21 protein-coding genes are annotated in these 16,727 nt (G+C 38.1%); 10 read left to right on the top strand and 11 right to left on the bottom strand.

The features are described from left to right. Nucleotides 1–245: 245 nt before the first annotated feature. The 3 genes from grpE to VB713_RS08305 form a co-directional block, all read right to left on the bottom strand. Nucleotides 246–905 (bottom strand): nucleotide exchange factor GrpE, encoded by a 660-nt coding sequence (gene grpE, locus VB713_RS08315; protein WP_323311134.1) that lies wholly within the window; start codon nucleotides 903–905, stop codon nucleotides 246–248. A gap of 51 nt (nucleotides 906–956) precedes the next feature. After that, nucleotides 957–1,445 (bottom strand): Dps family protein, encoded by a 489-nt coding sequence (locus tag VB713_RS08310; protein ID WP_323311092.1) that lies wholly within the window; start codon nucleotides 1,443–1,445, stop codon nucleotides 957–959. Nucleotides 1,446–1,553: 108 nt separating this feature from the next. After that, nucleotides 1,554–1,817, bottom strand: coding sequence for a sulfiredoxin (locus tag VB713_RS08305; protein WP_323311091.1), 264 nt, complete (start codon nucleotides 1,815–1,817; stop codon nucleotides 1,554–1,556). Nucleotides 1,818–2,003: 186 nt separating this feature from the next. Between VB713_RS08305 and VB713_RS08300 the strand changes: the two genes are divergently transcribed. Next, nucleotides 2,004–3,605 (top strand): SpoIID/LytB domain-containing protein, encoded by a 1,602-nt coding sequence (locus VB713_RS08300; RefSeq protein ID WP_416242417.1) that lies wholly within the window; start codon nucleotides 2,004–2,006, stop codon nucleotides 3,603–3,605. 207 nt (nucleotides 3,606–3,812) lie between these two features. On the opposite strand, the gene VB713_RS08295 is transcribed toward VB713_RS08300, so the two are convergent. Continuing rightward, nucleotides 3,813–4,106 (bottom strand): ferredoxin, encoded by a 294-nt coding sequence (locus VB713_RS08295; RefSeq protein ID WP_323311089.1) that lies wholly within the window; start codon nucleotides 4,104–4,106, stop codon nucleotides 3,813–3,815. 492 nt (nucleotides 4,107–4,598) lie between these two features. Here VB713_RS08295 and VB713_RS08290 point away from each other — a divergent pair, with 492 nt between their 5' ends. The 4 genes from VB713_RS08290 to VB713_RS08275 all read left to right on the top strand — a co-directional run bounded on the left by VB713_RS08290 (nucleotide 4,599) and on the right by VB713_RS08275 (nucleotide 8,671). After that, nucleotides 4,599–5,606 carry a Gfo/Idh/MocA family oxidoreductase gene (locus tag VB713_RS08290; RefSeq protein WP_323311133.1) on the top strand — a complete coding sequence of 336 codons (1,008 nt, stop codon included), beginning with the start codon at nucleotides 4,599–4,601 and terminating at the stop codon, nucleotides 5,604–5,606. After that, nucleotides 5,603–6,367, top strand: a complete 765-nt coding sequence (map, locus tag VB713_RS08285; protein ID WP_323311088.1) for a type I methionyl aminopeptidase — start codon at nucleotides 5,603–5,605, stop codon at nucleotides 6,365–6,367. The genes VB713_RS08290 and map overlap by 4 nt, the downstream gene beginning before the upstream one ends. 253 nt (nucleotides 6,368–6,620) lie before the next feature. Next, nucleotides 6,621–7,931, top strand: a complete 1,311-nt coding sequence (locus VB713_RS08280; protein ID WP_323311087.1) for an AAA family ATPase — start codon at nucleotides 6,621–6,623, stop codon at nucleotides 7,929–7,931. Continuing rightward, nucleotides 7,928–8,671 carry a retron system putative HNH endonuclease gene (locus tag VB713_RS08275; protein ID WP_323311086.1) on the top strand — a complete coding sequence of 248 codons (744 nt, stop codon included), beginning with the start codon at nucleotides 7,928–7,930 and terminating at the stop codon, nucleotides 8,669–8,671. Before VB713_RS08280 ends, VB713_RS08275 begins: the two co-directional genes overlap by 4 nt. Nucleotides 8,672–8,715: 44 nt before the next feature. Here VB713_RS08275 and VB713_RS08270 read toward each other — a convergent pair whose 3' ends face one another. After that, entirely contained in the window at nucleotides 8,716–10,068 is a 1,353-nt protein-coding gene (locus VB713_RS08270; RefSeq protein ID WP_323311085.1) for a pentapeptide repeat-containing protein, read from the bottom strand. A 227-nt stretch (nucleotides 10,069–10,295) separates the two neighbouring features. Further along, nucleotides 10,296–11,261 carry a protochlorophyllide reductase gene (locus tag VB713_RS08265; protein WP_323311084.1) on the bottom strand — a complete coding sequence of 322 codons (966 nt, stop codon included), beginning with the start codon at nucleotides 11,259–11,261 and terminating at the stop codon, nucleotides 10,296–10,298. A gap of 321 nt (nucleotides 11,262–11,582) precedes the next feature. On the opposite strand from VB713_RS08265, the gene VB713_RS08260 reads away from it, so the two are divergent. Then, on the top strand, nucleotides 11,583–12,326 hold the full coding sequence (locus VB713_RS08260; protein ID WP_323311083.1) for a tetratricopeptide repeat protein: 744 nt from the start codon (nucleotides 11,583–11,585) through the stop codon (nucleotides 12,324–12,326). An 84-nt stretch (nucleotides 12,327–12,410) separates the two neighbouring features. Next, nucleotides 12,411–13,313: an NAD(P)-dependent oxidoreductase gene (locus VB713_RS08255; RefSeq protein ID WP_323311082.1), complete on the top strand. Its 903-nt coding sequence runs from the start codon at nucleotides 12,411–12,413 to the stop codon at nucleotides 13,311–13,313. Between the two features lie 81 nt (nucleotides 13,314–13,394). Here VB713_RS08255 and VB713_RS08250 read toward each other — a convergent pair whose 3' ends face one another. The 3 genes from VB713_RS08250 to VB713_RS08240 form a co-directional block, all read right to left on the bottom strand. After that, nucleotides 13,395–13,631, bottom strand: coding sequence for a ribbon-helix-helix domain-containing protein (locus VB713_RS08250; RefSeq protein ID WP_323311081.1), 237 nt, complete (start codon nucleotides 13,629–13,631; stop codon nucleotides 13,395–13,397). A gap of 233 nt (nucleotides 13,632–13,864) precedes the next feature. Then, nucleotides 13,865–14,023: a hypothetical protein gene (locus VB713_RS08245; protein ID WP_323311080.1), complete on the bottom strand. Its 159-nt coding sequence runs from the start codon at nucleotides 14,021–14,023 to the stop codon at nucleotides 13,865–13,867. A 105-nt stretch (nucleotides 14,024–14,128) separates the two neighbouring features. Next, nucleotides 14,129–14,383, bottom strand: a complete 255-nt coding sequence (locus VB713_RS08240; protein WP_323311079.1) for a DUF2281 domain-containing protein — start codon at nucleotides 14,381–14,383, stop codon at nucleotides 14,129–14,131. Nucleotides 14,384–14,720: 337 nt separating this feature from the next. Here VB713_RS08240 and VB713_RS08235 point away from each other — a divergent pair, with 337 nt between their 5' ends. Both VB713_RS08235 and VB713_RS08230 read left to right on the top strand, forming a co-directional pair. Next, a complete protein-coding gene (locus VB713_RS08235; protein WP_323311078.1) occupies nucleotides 14,721–15,035 on the top strand; it encodes a hypothetical protein in 315 nt (104 codons plus the stop codon). Then, entirely contained in the window at nucleotides 15,029–15,304 is a 276-nt protein-coding gene (locus VB713_RS08230; RefSeq protein ID WP_323311077.1) for a type II toxin-antitoxin system PemK/MazF family toxin, read from the top strand. The genes VB713_RS08235 and VB713_RS08230 overlap by 7 nt, the downstream gene beginning before the upstream one ends. Nucleotides 15,305–15,722: 418 nt before the next feature. Here VB713_RS08230 and VB713_RS08225 read toward each other — a convergent pair whose 3' ends face one another. Together VB713_RS08225 and VB713_RS08220 are read right to left on the bottom strand one after the other, a co-directional pair. Further along, nucleotides 15,723–15,989 (bottom strand): type II toxin-antitoxin system RelE/ParE family toxin, encoded by a 267-nt coding sequence (locus VB713_RS08225; protein WP_323311076.1) that lies wholly within the window; start codon nucleotides 15,987–15,989, stop codon nucleotides 15,723–15,725. Between the two features lie 2 nt (nucleotides 15,990–15,991). Beyond that, complete coding sequence (locus tag VB713_RS08220; RefSeq protein WP_027401152.1) at nucleotides 15,992–16,255, bottom strand: type II toxin-antitoxin system ParD family antitoxin; 264 nt, start codon at nucleotides 16,253–16,255, stop codon at nucleotides 15,992–15,994. Between the two features lie 196 nt (nucleotides 16,256–16,451). Between VB713_RS08220 and VB713_RS08215 the strand changes: the two genes are divergently transcribed. Further along, a complete protein-coding gene (locus VB713_RS08215; RefSeq protein ID WP_323311132.1) occupies nucleotides 16,452–16,667 on the top strand; it encodes an addiction module protein in 216 nt (71 codons plus the stop codon). Nucleotides 16,668–16,727: the final 60 nt, after the last annotated feature.

Genomic DNA, 16,727 nt, shown 5'->3' with positions numbered 1-16,727 from the left:
ATAAATACTCAATTATTGCTATTAATTGATTGAGCATAAATTAGTAGTTAATATTGAATTGTTGTTGAATCAATTTGACTTAATGAATATCAACATCAGAGAGAATCGTAAGAATTCAGGAGTTCAGGAGTTCAGGAGTTCAGGAGTTCAGGAGTTCAGGAGTTCAGGAGGAAGAATATTTTTCTCTTCTGTTCCCTGCTATATCAAATATTCTGTATCCTGAATCCTTACAGAGAATCGCTAAACTATAGACGAATTACCTTAGCTCGATGAAGTAGTTTGCCAGCATGACGGTATCCAATATAACACACTTTCACTATTTTGCCCGGTTCTGCTGTTCCCTCCAATAATTGGTGTAGTTGGGGATTATAGGGTATTTCTGCACCTACGGTAGCGATCGCTTCCACCCCCCAATCTTGCAATAATCGATCAAGAGGCTTCTGCACCAAAGGTACCATTTTGATAGCTTCTAGCTGGGGGTTATCCTTTGCTTTCTGTGCTGCCGCAGGCCAGAACAATAATAAAGACTCCAATATTTGCAAACTTGATTCCTGAAATTCTTGCTGTAATAACTCGCGCTGTTGTTCCAGTTTCAGTACAATTCGCTGATACTCACTTTTTAAATCCGCAATTTCTTGTAATAATTTTGTATCAGTATCTGCGTACTGATTGTTAACCGTGGAACTCACATCAGAAAAAGTTGCTGCTAATTCACTTAATGATATCTGTAAGATTTTTGATAGCTTGATCAGCACCCCAACTCGCATCTGCTCCAGCTTTCCCTGTCGTAAATGCAAAATTTGCCGCTCGGAAACACCAGCAGCACGACTGAGAGATTTAAAACTAGGAATACCTACCCGTTGCATTAAACTTTGCAACTTTTGGGTAAAGTCATCATTTGGCATAAGGCATGGGGTATAAGGCATTGTTACCTATTATACCCCATTATCAGATATTTATTCTTCGAGTAAACTTCTCAACATCCAAGCAGTTTTTTCATGCACCTGCATTCTTTGAGTTAACAAATCTGCACTAGGTTCGTCATTTACGTCATCTACCAATGGGAGGATAGATCGTGCAGTTCTGACTATGGCTTCTTGTCCTTCTACTAATAGGTGAATCATTGCCTGCGCTTTAGGAACTCCTGGAGTTTCAGGAATAGAACTCAGTTTGGCATATTCGCTATAAGTTCCTGGTGCGGGATAGCCTAATGCGCGAATTCTTTCGGCAATTAAATCAACGGCTAAAGCTAGTTCTGTATACTGTGTCTCAAACATGAGATGCAAGGTTTGGAACATCGGCCCTGTGACGTTCCAATGAAAATTATGAGTTTTCAGGTACAGTGAATAGGTGTCAGCCAATAAGCGAGATAAACCTTCGGCAATTTTGGCTCTACTAACGTCATCAATACCGATATTGATATTTTTTGTTGCTGAAGATGACATAATTTTTGGCTCCAAATAATTAATCAAATCAAACTATGTACAGATGTATTGCAATATCTACTTTTCTGACTCAACACGTTTAATTATGAGATATATGCGGGCAACTTTTTAAGCTAAGTGCATTTTGAGAACACTGGGAGTAGCTTTTCTGACTCTAGCTAGAATGGTTTCTTTTCCTAGACTTTGGCAAGCTTCATAACGATGGCAACCAGAAAAGCCATAATAACGTCCTTCTACTTCTAGGACATCTATTGGTTCTTGTTGCCCAATTTCAGCAATTGATGCCATTAAGAATTTTACTTTCTGGGGATCGTTCTGATGTGGTAGTGGCCGTTGAATTTGATTTAAGAGAATTTCTTGAATTCTCACCATAAGCAATTTCGCTCTTTTGTTTTATGTCCGTAATTAAATCATAGTCGTTATGACTTTAACTTGCAAGTGTTTGACGTAAAACAGGTAAATGATATTATGGTATTGAGTGTGCAATACAATAAAAGCGTTATAAAGCAAAGTTCGACCTGCCCCGAAGCTTCACTATGGGAGCAAAATAGAGTTTTCATGAAAATCTTTTTTTGGCGTTCTTCCTACAAGATACTGACAACCTTTTGTTTATTGGGACTGACTGCGGCATCAAGTCCTGTGAACAATAATCAAGATGTGGAGCTAAAAATTGGGATTGTTCAACGATTTGGAGCGACACCCACGGCTAAACTAAAGTTGACACCGACAAAAGGCGATCGCATCAAGCTCAAATGGAAAGTGGGTAATCAGCAACGAACACTAGTCACTGCTAACCCCATCCAACTAGAAACAGTCATAGAAACCTTACCTCAACCAAAAATCGACGAAGTAGTCGTTTTGGGCAACTTCCGTACCTTTGAAACAGCAGAAGACAACGCTAACAACTGGCGTTCTCAGGGAATAGAAGTAGAAATAGCTCAACCAGAACGCTGGCAAGTATGGGCTAAAAGAGATGTTTATAGCACTCCTTTAGTACGGCGTTTGTTATTGCAAAGTATACAAACTTCTGGACAAAAACTACCCTACCTAGATACCCAAATTCGCAAACAAGTACCGCGAGTGAGTTGGGTAGTAAATGACAAACGATATAGCCAGAATGATCTGGAAATTAGCACCGACAAAAACTTGATTCGGGTAAATCAAGGGGAAAAAGCCGGGAATGCTCGTCTTTATGCTGGAAGGATGAAATTACAACCCAATGCCTATGGTACTTACTCCTTAGTCAATCAAGTGCCACTAGAAACTTATTTGCGTGGGGTTTTGCCTTATGAAATTGGCACAAGTGCGCCCAAAACATCTTTAGAATCACAGGCAATTATTGCTCGTACCTATGCGCTTAGGAATTTACGTCGGTTCGCTATTGATGATTACCAATTGTGTGCTGATACTCATTGCCAGGTTTATGATGGGCTGAATGGAGTGGCGAAGACAACCGATCAAGCGATCGCGGCAACAAGAGGAATGGTACTCACTTATAATAACGAGTTAGTAGACGCACTCTATTCTTCTACCACAGGTGGCGTGACTGCTTCATTTAGCGATGTCTGGAATGGAGAAGATCGTCCTTACCTGCGGCCTGTAGTAGATGCAGCTACAAATATTTGGTCTTTGTCTGAAAAGAGTTTAGCCGACGAGAACAATTTCCGGCAGTTTATTAACCTGGAAGAAGGATTTAATGAAAGTACTTGGGATGTGTTCCGCTGGAACAAGCAAACCAGCCTAGAAGATATTACTAAGGATTTACAGAAATTTTTGCTAGTGAAAAAGAGTCCCTATGCCAAATTCAAAACGATTGAGGCCATAGCAATAACCAAGCGGAGCGAAAGCGGACGGATTCTGGATCTGGCTATAAAAACAGATATTGGCGTTTTTACACTGCACAAAGATGAAGTTCGCAGTGCCTTTGCTGCTCCCCGCAGTACACTTTTTTATTTGCAACCCCTAAATAAAGGTACACCAAATGTGTGGGGATATGCTTTTATCGGTGGTGGACTAGGACATGGTGTTGGCTTGAGTCAAACAGGCGCTCAAAGTTTAGCAAAACTAGGTTGGTCAAGTACCAAAATTCTCCAGTTTTATTATCCTGGCACACAAGTAAAAATGCTCAGTAATGAGATTAAACCCTTCTTGACAAAATAATTAGGGATAGGAGTCAGGAGTCAGGAGGAAGAATTAGAAGGAGTCAGGAGTCAGGAGTCAGGAGTCAGGAGTTAGGAGTTAGGAGGAGGTAAGAATAGTCTTGAATCTGGTCAAGTGATAGGTTTTTGATGTCTTGTGGGATGGGCAAATCCCCCACTATGAAAGCACAAGCATAATAGCGGGGGAAGGAGGTCAATACTTTTACTTTTAGTAAAGGTCTTCTTCTTTGTGGGTTTCGATGGTCACGTTAGAAGTTGGGTAAGCAACACAGGTCAATACATATTGAGCTTCAATCTGATCATCATCTAAAAATGATTGGTCAGATTGGTCAACTGTACCAGAAACTATTTTACCTGCACAGGTAGAACAAGCACCAGCACGACAGGAGTAGGGCAAATCAAGACCTGCTTCTTCAGCAGCGTCTAAAATATAGGTATCATCAGCACATTCAATCGTTTGTTCACCGTCGGGAGTTTTCAGTATTACGGTGTAAGTAGCCATTGAGTAATCCTCTCTTGTGAAAACGGCAGTATAAGTTATCTTAAAGCAAAGCCCACAGCTAGTCTTATAGGATTAGCTGGTGATTTCGATTTGCTTTAATTCTGATACTACGGGAAAAATTAAACGTTGTAACCGAAAATTGACCACGATTAGTAATGAAATTTAGTTACTTGTTACTAATAAGTTTTATTTATGTAAAATCCTCGACTAGATAGATGGCAAAAAAAACTTTTTTAGGTATCAAACAGTAACGAGTGCTGAGTAACGAGTTATGAGTAAAAAAGTAAAATTGTCAGCTAAGTGCAGGTTTGGCAGAGAAACTGCTGACTTCATAACTCAGGACTCAGCACGTCTGAGAAAATGCTTTAGACTGGCTTTTTGATAGAATACCTATGGCATTGATGGCACTGTAATTAGTACGTCAGTGTGCTTTACAGTGACCAAGTTAACTTTGTCCAGCCAAAAACCCAACAAATAGAACTACGGAACATCATGTATAACTCCGATGCACACTTGGCTAATAGAACTATGCGGGTGGGTTTAGTCGGTACTGGGTATGCGGCAAAACTCAGGGCTAAAGCATTACAGGAAGATGAGCGATCGCATTTAGTCGCAATTTCTGGACATACTACCGGAAAGACAGCAGCTTTTGCTCAAGAATATCAAACTCAGATGATGAATTCTTGGCAACAGCTAGTAGAACGGGAAGATATAGATTTAGTTGTCATCTCCACGATTAATCGTGATCATGGTAAAATCGTCCATGCAGCCCTTTCTAGCGACAAAAACGTAATTGTCGAGTATCCCCTGTCTGTAGATGTCAAAGAAGCTCAAGAACTAATCTCTTTAGCCAAAGCAAAAAATAAACTGCTGCACGTCGAACATATTGAACTTTTGGGTGGCTGGCATGAAGCTTTAAAACAACATTTAGCCGAACTTGGTGATTTATTTTATATCCGCTACAGCACAGTTAACCCCCAGCATCCAGCACCGCGTAAGTGGACATATAACCATGAGCTTTTCGGTTTTCCTTTAATTGGCGCTCTTTCTCGCTTACATCGGCTGACTGATTTGTTTGGCGAAGTCTTGAGCGTGAATTGTCACCACCGATATTGGGAGACGGAGACAGATTATTATCAAACCTGCTTATGCGTGATGCAATTGTGCTTTACCAATGGGTTGTTAGCCCAAGTGATTTATGGTAAAGGTGAAAGTCTATGGCAGTCAGAACGCAAATTTGAAATTAACGGCGAAAAAGGGGGGTTAATTCTAGATGGTGACACAGGATTTTTAGTACAGGCAGAGGAAACAAAATTGATTGATCTGGGTACTCGTCGGGGATTGTTTGCTAAAGATACGAAGATGGTATTAGATCATCTTTTTGATGGAACTGCTTTGTATGTCACCCCGGAACAAAGTTTATATACGCTAAAAGTAGCAGATGCTGCACGCAGAGCCGCAGAAACAGGTTTAACTATATTTTTAACAAAAGAGTCATGAAAACTGCACCAATAGTCATTTTATCCCAGCGAGAAATAGAAAAAATGCGTCGGGCTGGACATTTAGCAGCGCAACTTTTACAACATTTAGAACCTTTGGTAAAACCGGGTGTGAGTACTCTTCAACTCAATGATGAAGCCGAACGTTGGACACAAGCGCATGGTGCGAAAAGCGCCCCTCTGAACTACAAAGGTTTTCCCAAGTCGATTTGCACTAGTGTGAATGAGGTGATTTGTCACGGTATTCCTAATGCTAAACAAATTTTAAGGGAAGGTGACATTATCAATATTGATGTGACACCGATTGTCGATGGTTATCACGGCGATACTTCCAAGACATTTATTGTCGGTACATCTGCGCCCAAGGTGCAAAAATTGGTAGAAGTAACAGAAGAGTGTCTGCGCTTAGGTATTGCGGAAGTGAATCCAGATGCGAAGATTGGAGATATTGGTGCAGCTATTCAAGAGTATGCTGAGGCTCAAGGCTTTTCTGTGGTGCGGGATTTTGTGGGACATGGTATTAGCAATATTTTCCACACTGCACCGGATATTCCCCATTATGGCATTAGGGGTAGGGGTAAGCGTTTAAGACCGGGAATGGTGTTTACCATTGAGCCGATGATTAATGAAGGAACCTATGAAGTGGAGATGTTAAATGATGGTTGGACTGCGGTAACGCGCGATCGCAAACTATCCGCTCAATTTGAGCATACATTAGCAGTGACAGAAGATGGTGTGGAAATCCTGACTTTACTGGAATAAGCTGCTATTTATTAACGTAAGTTGCTAGTTAGGGAAACTGTCTGATATGGCTAACGCCACGCTTCGCGAACAGGATTTCCAGGATTTAAGGATGAACAGGATTAAAACTGGGATTTTATCAGCAATTACTAGCCTCAACTAGATGACTAGCAACTTGGGTTATTTATTAGGTGTGATGGGTCAGTTATCAGTTATAGACTGTTCCCTGACTCCTAAATTCTTTGATAGCAGATTAACTAGGTGAAATAAATCCATGCATATTCAACGAGTTATTATCAAAGATTTCCGTTGCTTCGAGCATCTGGAAGTGAACCTAGATCCCGATATCAATATATTTGTTGGCAATAATGGATCTGGTAAAAGTGCGTTATTGGATGGTATTGCTGCGGCAATGTTCCCGTATGTAGTTCAAATTCAAAAAATTGTAGGTAAAAAACAAGAAGCATTAACTGTTTTGAAGCAAGATTTGCCAGCCAAGCAAGAGAACAATGAACAAAAAACAGAGGCAGAATTTACTGTATCAGCTACAGGTTTTCCAGATTGGACAATTATCTACAAAAATATACCTGCTATTCATGATAACGAAAGGATAGGTATCAGTGGCTATTCGTTTGTTTCACAAAAAGGAACTCAACAGCTTTATTCTACTCTAAGTAACAACGTAAAATCTAGACTTTCTATAATAGCTTATTATAAATATAATCGCAACTTAACGAATATTGACAATATTCAAAATATTTCAAATCAAGTTTTGGATAGATTTGATGCGATAAATTACGCCTTTAATGCCAATGCAATAGGCAATTTTGTCAGTATGGTAGATTGGTTTTTTATGCGAGAGTATGAAGAATTAAGACAAGGAAAAAATCGCCGAGATATTAACTTTGAACTTCCAGATTTAAAGCAAATACGAAAAGCTATTTCTACCATTATTGCTCCCAATGCTCGCGTTTATTTTTCAGGTGCAACATCTGCAAAGCTCATGGTTGAATGGACAATGGAAACAGGAGAAAAAAGAGAACTTTTACTCAGTCAATTAAGTGCAGGTTATCGCAATATGTTGGCGTTAGTCATGGACTTTGCTCGGCGTTTAGCACAAGCTAATCCAGAAATGGAAAACCCGTTAGCAGCAGAAGCAATTTTAATGATTGATGAGTTAGATTTGCATTTACATCCAACTTGGCAACAGAAGATTATTCCTGATTTAAAGAAGGTATTTCCCAATACTCAAATTATCGCTACAACTCACAGTCCTGAAGTTGTAACAACTGTAAAACAAAATCAGGTGTGGATATTAGAAGATTATCAAATAAAACCATGTCCTGAACCTACCAAAGGGAGGAAAAGTTCAGATATTGTGAGAAATGTTTTAGGGTTAAATGAATTAAGACCAGATACAGAAGAATCAAGAACACTTACACAACTTTTTGAAGCAATTGATAATGGTCAATTAGAGGAAGCAAAACGTCTCAAACAAGAATTACAAGATTGGGAATCATTTGATCCAGATATGACTAGAGCCGATATGCAAATCCGTCGCTTGGAACGGAGGAATGCAGTGTGAAAAATGTTTGTAAATCCCCAGAACCGGAAAAAATTAAAGAGTATAGAAAGCAATATTCTTCTCAGTTCAGACGATGGAGTGATTTAAAAAAGAATAGAGAAACTTTGAATGCAATTCGTGATACTTTAGCATCTGATCAAAAAGGACTTTGTGCTTACTGTGAAATGTCTCTTCATGAAAAAAATCGCTCTGTTGAACACTTTATGCCTCGTAACCAATCAACAAAAGAAAATAATCATGATCTAGATTGGCAAAATATGCTTGGTATCTGTCTTCCTCCAGGTGGAATGAAAGATGATGATTTAGAAAATTTACAACTGCTAAACAATTCACCATGTTGTGGTAAAAAAAAGGATGGTGACATCCCTGATAATAAATTATTAAATCCTCTAACTTTACCAACATTACGTTTATTCAAATTCAGTAGTGAAGATGGTGAAATTAGACCTGATGAAATCGCTTGTTTAAAGGTTGGGATTCCTGTTGAAAATGTTCAGTTTACTATTGATATCCTGGGACTAAATGTTCTACGATTGAAGGATCAACGATTAGTTATAATTGACGAAATTAATAAAGAACTTGATGATGAGACAATTGATATAAATGATTTAGAAGAGAAAGTTGCAGCCGAATATCTTGGTGATGGTACAGATAATTGGCCTCGGTTCTTCACAACTTATCGCTGGGTTTTAGGTGCAGGTGCAGAAAAACACCTTACTAATATTTCTTATTTAGGTTAATCTGTTTTGTCGCAGCATAGAAATTATTTTAATTACGAATTATTTTAACGTCCCAATTTATTAGGAATTCCTTCACAACCACCGGGAATTGTTCCTCTGGATTTTTCACCACACCAAGCGCAGCAGTAGTAACGGGTTGATTCAGACATTCTTTGTGCGTTGGTGAAATCGGCATTTTCGACGACTGCGCCGGTGTGTTCACCTGTTTCATATATTGGTGGGTGGGTGCGACTGCGGGGTGTGGCTTTTTCTACTGAACCGTAAAATAAACGCACTCCGTTTAAATCAGCATGGCTGAGATTGGCATCATATAAAATGGTGCGGGATAGGTTGGCTTTAACTAAGTCGCAACCGCTGAGATTAGCACGAACTAGATTAGCTTCACTTAAATCAGTCCAACGTAGATCATTCTCAGCTAGGTCTGAACCTGCTAACATTACTCCTAAGTCGATGACGCGGACACCTTCTAATCGGTCTTCAGCGTAGCCACCGATACCGTCGAGAATGGCTCTACCTAAACGACGATCGCGTTTTAATGGTGTGAGCAGCTTAGAACGGGAGAGAAACCGGAGAATTTTAGCTTTACCACTACCATCTACACTACTAAATATAGCGGCAGTGCGTCCTTCTGCGATCGCTCTTTCTTGTGGCCAATCTTCTAATAATCCTTCTTCGTCTAGCACTAAGTCGGAAACACCTTGGAAGTAGGAATCTATGGTTTGCTGTTGGGTAATGATATTTTGCTGGGCTGTTAGCAAGTTTTGTTGAATTGTTAAGTCTTTAGAAATCACATATTGTCGCCAAGCTACATAAACGGCGATGATAGCGATGGAAATTTGCCCTAAAGCACCGAACCATTCAGCTAAAGTTCCCGAAGCATCCCAGTTAATTCTCCGTCCCCAACGCAGGAGATTATCACTAAATCCAAAAAATCTAAAGATGCCAGCAATGCCTACTAATACACCCATAAAACCGACTAAAACCGTTCTATCTTGGGGAGAAAACCATTCTTGGATGATATCTTGCAGCCAAGGTAAAAGCATGGCTATAGATAAAACCAAGGTTATGAGAGTTCCCAAGATGCCTAGAAACGAGTTATTAATAGCAATACCAATAAAAGTGAGAGCGATCGCTAATAAAGTGAAAATTAATGCCCTTGGTTTAACTATAATATTTTGACTAGACTGTTCTTTAAAGTTAGATGTAGTGCGTTTCAGGGCATTTGTATTTTGGGAAGATTGCAAATACGAAATTGCGGACAAAACTTGTTTTGCAGCCAACCCTTCTGCTGTTAGTCCATTTTCACCTGCACCACCGTCAAAGTCATCTGGTTGCAAGTCATCGTCCGATTTGGGTTCTGGTTGAGGTGGATGAGAGGAATTAGATTCAATCGTCATACATTCTATTTTCCCATACTTTTGCTAACCAAGATTAACAAATGTACTTTGAGGAGTCAGGAGTCAGGAGTCAGGAAAATACTGAAATGAACCGCAAAGACGCGAAGAGAAGAAAGAGAAGAAAGAAGATAAATCTGACTCTGATAAGAGGGTAGCACCCTGAAATTATCTTAAATCTCAGAGTGCTAGGGGTGTAAGTTTATTTTGAGAAAACAAAAAAGAATTTTTTAAGCCAGTCCAACCAATTTTTCGCTCAGTTCCCACAAACGTTTGGCTTTATCATCATCGCTGGCTTCGTTGGAAACTTCTTGTACAAAAGATTTACGATCTTTTTTCTGTCTATTCCCCCAACTCCAATACATCCCAGATTCATTGTATGCAGGATCAGCAACGACTTCTGCAACTCGTTTACCAGCATCCTCTTCTGACACATACCCTCCAGTAATATACCTCTGAAATAGCGGGAAGAGTTTCTGGAATAATGGATAGTGGTCACGGAATAGGGCTGTTGTCGCTACACATCCAGGATAAAGAGAACTGAAGGTAATACCGGTAGATTCATGATAGCGTCGGTGCAGTTCCTTCATCGTCAGGACATTGCAAACTTTGCTATCTTTGTAAGCCTTGACGGGTTCAAATTTCTTACCATCAATCATGGTATTGGGTGCTTTAAATCCTGCTTCAAAGCCTTGTAAGTTGCCCAAATCTGGACGGGGGGGAATTTTTCCACCTAACTCTTTGGGATTGTGTGTTACAGTTCCCAAAATAACCAGTCGAGGATCTGAAGCTGATGATTTCTTCAAATCCTCTAACATCAAGTTACACAAAAGGAAATGGCCGAGGTGATTTGTAGCTACACTTAACTCGTATCCGTCTGGACTCCATAACGGCTCCTTAATTAAAGGCATATATATTGCCGCATTGCAAACTAAAGCATCTAATGGCTTACCAGTGGCGCGGAAATCTTGCACAAACTTCCTAACACTGTCTAAAGAGGCTAAGTCAATATGAATTATTGTATAGCTGTCTTGTGGTATTCCCACTGTTTGGGCTGCTTGTTCTGTTTTTGAGATATCCCTACAGGCCATTACTACGTGCCATTTACCAGTTTGAGCTAGAGCTTTTGCGGCTTGCAAACCGACACCTGAGGATGCGCCCGTAATTACGACGGTTGACTTCTGATGTTGTTCCATTCTGTTCAGACTGCGTTGACTGTAGTTGAGTTTTTATTTTTATATGTTCTCACAACATGATCACTAGCAGACATAGGAGATATTATGACCTATATCCTGGTGTCAGCAATAGGTAACAGTTATGGAACAGGCCTCTAAGTAAATTAATTGATTAATTCTACCTAAATATGATATGATACATAGGCTTTAAATAGAACTTATCCGAATCTTCATTTTTTCCTCAATAAAACAAAAGATAATAATAACACTTTGGTTGATTTCGATACGATTATTAAATATCAAAAAGTCTTAACATCATCTTATGAGTTGTGTAGGTGCAGCATGGTTATTCGGCGATGCTTTATTGCCTGTGGGTTTATGAGTTTTTTGACAATTGGCTGTGGTGATTTGGCAATATCATCAGCAGAAAATACCAAACAAGTTGTACAAGAAAGTAATGTCACTCAACTATTAACAGAAGTTAAGGATAGCCAAAAAGCTGATAAATTGTTACATCAAGGCAATAGTTTTTTAGATGGCGATCGTTACAAAGAGGCATTATCATTCTATGATCAAGCGATCGCTATTAAAACCGACAGTCCAGAAACCTGGGTTAACCGGGGTAATGCCTTAACAGCTTTACATCGTTATGAAGAAGCTTTGGCATCTTACGAAAAAGCGATCGCTATCCGACCAAATAAAAATGAAGCTTGGTATAATAAGGGAAACGCTCTAACTGCCCTAAACCGTTACCAGGAAGCAGTTAAAGCCTACGACGAAGCGATCGCAATTCACCCAGACAAATCTGAAGCTTGGATAAATCGAGGCATTGCGTTGACAAAATTGCAACGCTACAAAGAAGCCCTAGCATCTTATAATCAAGCAATCAGCCTCAAACCAAATTTACATCAAGCATATTACAACAAAGCCTGTAATTATGCTTTACAAGACAACATTGAATTAACAATTGAAAACCTAGAAAAAGCCATTCAACTCGTTCCTGATAAGTACAAGCAATTAGCCAAAACCGACTCAGATTTTGATAAAGTCAGAAATGAGAAACGCTTTCAGGCATTATTAAAATAAAGATACTTGTTTATCTCTTGCATTTACATAAACAAAACCTGTATTATCAGGTTGAAAAAACGTAATTGATTATATTTAGGAGATATGAAGAAACTCCTAGTCACTGGTGTCAGTGGTTTTCTCGGTTGGCATCTTTGCCAATTAGCACAACAAAAATGGGAAGTGTATGGTGCATATTCAACCCATTTTCTAGAAATTCCTAATATCAAAATCTTGAAAGTTGATTTAACAGACTTTCAGGAATTAAAGAATATATTCAATGATATCAAACCGGATGCAGTAATTCACACAGCAGCCCAATCTCAACCTAACTATTGTCAACTTCATCCCCAAGAATCCTATACAATCAACGTTACAGCATCATGTAATCTTGCTGGACTTTGTGCAGACAATTCTTTACCATTAGTATTTACATCTACCGACTTAGTTTTTGACGGATTAAAACCACCTTATAAAGAAACAGATACAGTATCACCTGTCAACATTTACGGTGAGCAAAAAATACAAGCCGAAACAGGTATATTAAAAGTATATCCCCAAGCAGCAATTTGTAGAATGCCATTAATGTTTGGGAAACAAACACCCACAGCTAAAAGCTTTATTCAGCCATTTATCAAAACATTGAAAAATGGAAAAAAACTTAGTTTATTTATAGATGAATTTCGGACACCAGTTAGCGCAAATACAGCAGCCAAAGGTTTGTTATTAGCATTAGAAAAAGTTAACGGTATAATTCACTTAGGAGGGAAAGAAAGAATTTCCCGTTATGAATTTGGTAAAATATTAGTTGAAGTCTTGCAACTTCCTACTGATAAATTAAAATCATGTTTGCAAACTGATATAAAAATGGCAGCACCCAGACCAAAAGATGTTTCCTTAGATAGTTCAAAAGCTTTTGCTTTAGGTTATCAACCATTATCTGTGAGAGAAGAATTAGAAATATATTGCACCAGGAGAAACGCATCTGATTTTTTTGATAAAATGTAACTTATATAGTCCCAATCTAATAAATAATTTATAAGCTAATATCATAGTTAGAAATAGTACGGCTATCATAAATCTCTTTGACTATTTCTGCTGCTGATTGCTGTTTAAACTAAGATATCTCCGCAAAATGTTTTGCCATTCACTTTCCCAACCTAATTCTAATTCATCAACCAAAGCGCAAGCTGCGACTAGTGCTTCATCTTGTTGTTTTTCTTGCCATTGTTTCAAGAGATTTTCAATCAACGCACTACGGTTTTCAACTTTTTGGTCAATGTAATTTAGTAGTTCATCTGGCAATGAAATTGAGATTTTAGCCATATCCTACCCACAGTCATACTATAAGTAGCATAGCCTAATTTGATATTTTTAGTCTAGTAGTTTGTAAATATAAGATTTGATTTAGTTCGGGTGATAATTCTCAAGTGAGGTGAATATTTACATGATAGCTTTGCTCTCTTCGAGATGCTACGCGAACACCGGAGGCATCGCTCTAGTAATCAATCCCTAGTGATGGTTGAGTGAGATGATGTTAACAGATACAGGTAATTACTTCAAAATAGCAAATTTTCAAAAGGATAAGTTTGCTTCCAACGATAGGTGTTAAAGTCACGCTGATCTACTGAAAAAATTCGCCCATGTCCCAAATCTTCTTCTAAAATTACTAGGGAAGCATCAGCTAAATCCATTGGCAAATTAGCATATCTTTCCATTAATTTAATAATTTGCGGAGTATGGTGAGGCTCTAAATTAAAGCTTGTTTTGCTGTTTCGTGGTATGTATCTTTTTGATCAATAAGAGCTAACCAAAATCCTGTATCAACTATGATCATATTTGTTTGGTAATGTATTATATAAAACTTCTTTATATGTGGTTGATAAATTTTCTTCCACAGCACAACAACCAATTAATCCAATTTCATCAAATTTTTCATAGATACTTTTTTCTTGATGATGATTTTCTGGTTGTGGATAACGTTTTTTAAGTAATTGAATAAAATCTAGTAGTAAAATTTGGGCTTCTTCTGGTAAGGTGTCAATATCTTTAGATACTTCTGCAATTTTTATTACCATGATTAACTCCTCAATTGAGTAAATTTTTTCGGCATGATTTTATTATAAACTACGCCCTGGGTGATAGTTCTCAAGTGCGGTGAATATTTACACGATCGCCCCATTAATCCCTAATAATGGTTGAGTGAGATAACGTAAACAGATACAGGGTAAGGTTTTCAGGTGCGAACTGCTTGCAGCAGCGCTAGTTCCCTCCGGGACGCTCCGCGAACGCTATCGCCCCAGTAATCGCTAGTAATGGTTGGGTGAGATAATGTGAACAGATACAGGGTTTTTAGAGACTAATTCACCATCATTTGATATAATGTAGAACAATGATCGCATCATGATAAGAACCATGTCACAAACTGGATTAAATATATTCATTCCAATGGAGTTGCTGATTAATTCTTTAAATGCGCTAAGTTTATCAGACAAACGGCAGATTTCGCAGCTTCTTAATGAAGCAATCGCTGATGCTGAAGAGGAAAATTGGCAAGAAGATGAAGAAACTAAAAAAGAAATTCAATTAGTCGGTGATGAATATGTAAATAGTAATTATAGTAAATTTAGTAATATCAAAGAACAGTTGAAGCAAGGAGCTATCAAAAGAGCAGAACGTGATTTAGGATTAGTTGAAGAGTGGTTTAATTTGGAAGAGGAAGCGTGTTAAGTAAAGGAAAAATAATCTATCCCCAGCGTGGTGAAATCTACTTGGTTAATTTTGATCCAACTATAGGTTCAGAAATCAAAAAAACACGACCAGCTTTAATTTTACAAAATGACGTTTCTAATCAATATAGTCCTATAACTATTGTAGCTGCTCTTACTTCTCAGTTTACAGAACCTTTGTATCCTACTGAGGTGCTAATTAAAGTACCAGAAGGAGGTTTACAGGTTGATTCTGTTGCACTTCTTAATCAAATTCGTTCTAAAGATTAATTAAACGGTTGGGTGTTCTGGAACCAGTCACAATGGAACAGGTAGATAAAGCAATTCAGATTAGTTTGGGTTTAGTGAATTTAAAATAGGTGAATATTTCCAGGTGTATCTGTGATGGTTGGATGATATGATGTCAACAGATACAGGGTTTTTGGGTTGCAATAAGTGTGTTATTAATGGTGGGTATTGTATTGTTAGGTTTACTTGCGTCAACCCAACCTACTTAACTTATATTTCTAAATCCTCATCTAATATTGTTTCAATGTCTCTTGCACCATGAATAACTCGCAAAATATCAACTTCTGATTCAGTGATACGTAAGTATTCAGCTATAGCACTTGTTGATACCCAGATCCCCGACTTCTGAGATCAATTTATCATTTATGGAGATAATAAATAAAAGAAGTCGGGGATCTTATCACTTCACCTGAATTCTTACAGTGATACGATAAAAAATGAGATATTTTCTAAATCCTTTGATAGATTGTTGTCGAATATCTGCTAAATTGGGATGATAAAATTGACAGATTTTTCCCATAGCTGGAGTTTGAGCTAATTGTTTAAATGTTGTTTCTGCTGCTAGTAAAAAGCTGTCAGAAACGTCTAAACTATCTTCTGCTATATAGGTTGCTAAATCTATCAAATCGCGGATAACTTGAGGTCTTTTTTTAATTGCAAACATCATGGCTAAATTGCACTTTGACGTTTGTTAGTTTTTTCACGAACTGCTTGACGAATATCTTCCCAATCTTGTGCAGTCATTTCTGTTGCATTTCCTGAGTTTAATCCTTCTAAAAGCATGGTTTGTAGACGTTCGTTTGCTCTCTGTTTTTGGTCTTGTCGCACTAATTCCCGAAAATATTCACTAACGCTGCTGTAACCACCTTGCGCTACCTGTTCTTCTATATAATCGCGCATGGTGTCAGGTAAGGAAATATTCATACTTTTCATAATGTGATTTCAGTGAATCTTCTTTTCTATAGTATGGCAGTTTCTGTCATTTTCTGTCATGATAACAGTGATGATTTGTAAAGTATTGTAAATATTAATCAATGAGTTTTCAAAATCACCAAATTTAGTTTCAACCTAACCTACTTGCTAATGATGAGTTAAAATGAAAATATTGTCTACTCAAGTGGGAAGATTTATGGAGAACTTACTACCTCAAAACATTTTACAATTAAGTATTGCTGAAAGAATCCAATTAGTCCAAGATATTTGGGATAGTATCACTGTAGATGTTGATGATGTAACTATTAGTGATGCTCAAAAACAGGAATTGGAGAGACGTTTAGAACTTTATTATCAAAATCCTCATCAAGTTTCTAGCTGGGAGGAAGTGAAACAAAAATTTAATCGTTAGTTAATATACAGCACTTCCCGCTGTTATGAGGTACAGTAACAGCAATTAGTAAACCAGTTT

It is taken from the genome of Anabaena cylindrica UHCC 0172 (assembly GCF_034931625.1).
Classification (GTDB): Bacteria; Cyanobacteriota; Cyanobacteriia; order Cyanobacteriales; family Nostocaceae; genus Anabaena; species Anabaena cylindrica_A.
Note: the sequence above shows the minus strand (reverse complement) of the source record. Positions and strands in the feature narration are given on the sequence as shown.

Bases quoted from the DNA above. Each gene is read 5' to 3' on its own strand.
- grpE (WP_323311134.1), bottom strand. From the start codon at position 905: ATGCCAAATGATGACTTTACCCAAAAGTTGCAAAGTTTAATGCAACGG.
- VB713_RS08310 (WP_323311092.1), bottom strand. From the start codon at position 1,445: ATGTCATCTTCAGCAACAAAAAATATCAATATCGGTATTGATGACGTT.
- VB713_RS08305 (WP_323311091.1), bottom strand. From the start codon at position 1,817: ATGGTGAGAATTCAAGAAATTCTCTTAAATCAAATTCAACGGCCACTA.
- VB713_RS08300 (WP_416242417.1), top strand. From the start codon at position 2,004: ATGAAAATCTTTTTTTGGCGTTCTTCCTACAAGATACTGACAACCTTT.
- VB713_RS08295 (WP_323311089.1), bottom strand. From the start codon at position 4,106: ATGGCTACTTACACCGTAATACTGAAAACTCCCGACGGTGAACAAACG.
- VB713_RS08290 (WP_323311133.1), top strand. From the start codon at position 4,599: ATGTATAACTCCGATGCACACTTGGCTAATAGAACTATGCGGGTGGGT.
- map (WP_323311088.1), top strand. From the start codon at position 5,603: ATGAAAACTGCACCAATAGTCATTTTATCCCAGCGAGAAATAGAAAAA.
- VB713_RS08280 (WP_323311087.1), top strand. From the start codon at position 6,621: ATGCATATTCAACGAGTTATTATCAAAGATTTCCGTTGCTTCGAGCAT.
- VB713_RS08270 (WP_323311085.1), bottom strand. From the start codon at position 10,068: ATGACGATTGAATCTAATTCCTCTCATCCACCTCAACCAGAACCCAAA.
- VB713_RS08265 (WP_323311084.1), bottom strand. From the start codon at position 11,261: ATGGAACAACATCAGAAGTCAACCGTCGTAATTACGGGCGCATCCTCA.
- VB713_RS08260 (WP_323311083.1), top strand. From the start codon at position 11,583: ATGGTTATTCGGCGATGCTTTATTGCCTGTGGGTTTATGAGTTTTTTG.
- VB713_RS08255 (WP_323311082.1), top strand. From the start codon at position 12,411: ATGAAGAAACTCCTAGTCACTGGTGTCAGTGGTTTTCTCGGTTGGCAT.
- VB713_RS08250 (WP_323311081.1), bottom strand. From the start codon at position 13,631: ATGGCTAAAATCTCAATTTCATTGCCAGATGAACTACTAAATTACATT.
- VB713_RS08245 (WP_323311080.1), bottom strand. From the start codon at position 14,023: ATGGAAAGATATGCTAATTTGCCAATGGATTTAGCTGATGCTTCCCTA.
- VB713_RS08240 (WP_323311079.1), bottom strand. From the start codon at position 14,383: ATGGTAATAAAAATTGCAGAAGTATCTAAAGATATTGACACCTTACCA.
- VB713_RS08235 (WP_323311078.1), top strand. From the start codon at position 14,721: ATGTCACAAACTGGATTAAATATATTCATTCCAATGGAGTTGCTGATT.
- VB713_RS08225 (WP_323311076.1), bottom strand. From the start codon at position 15,989: ATGATGTTTGCAATTAAAAAAAGACCTCAAGTTATCCGCGATTTGATA.
- VB713_RS08220 (WP_027401152.1), bottom strand. From the start codon at position 16,255: ATGAAAAGTATGAATATTTCCTTACCTGACACCATGCGCGATTATATA.
- VB713_RS08215 (WP_323311132.1), top strand. From the start codon at position 16,452: ATGGAGAACTTACTACCTCAAAACATTTTACAATTAAGTATTGCTGAA.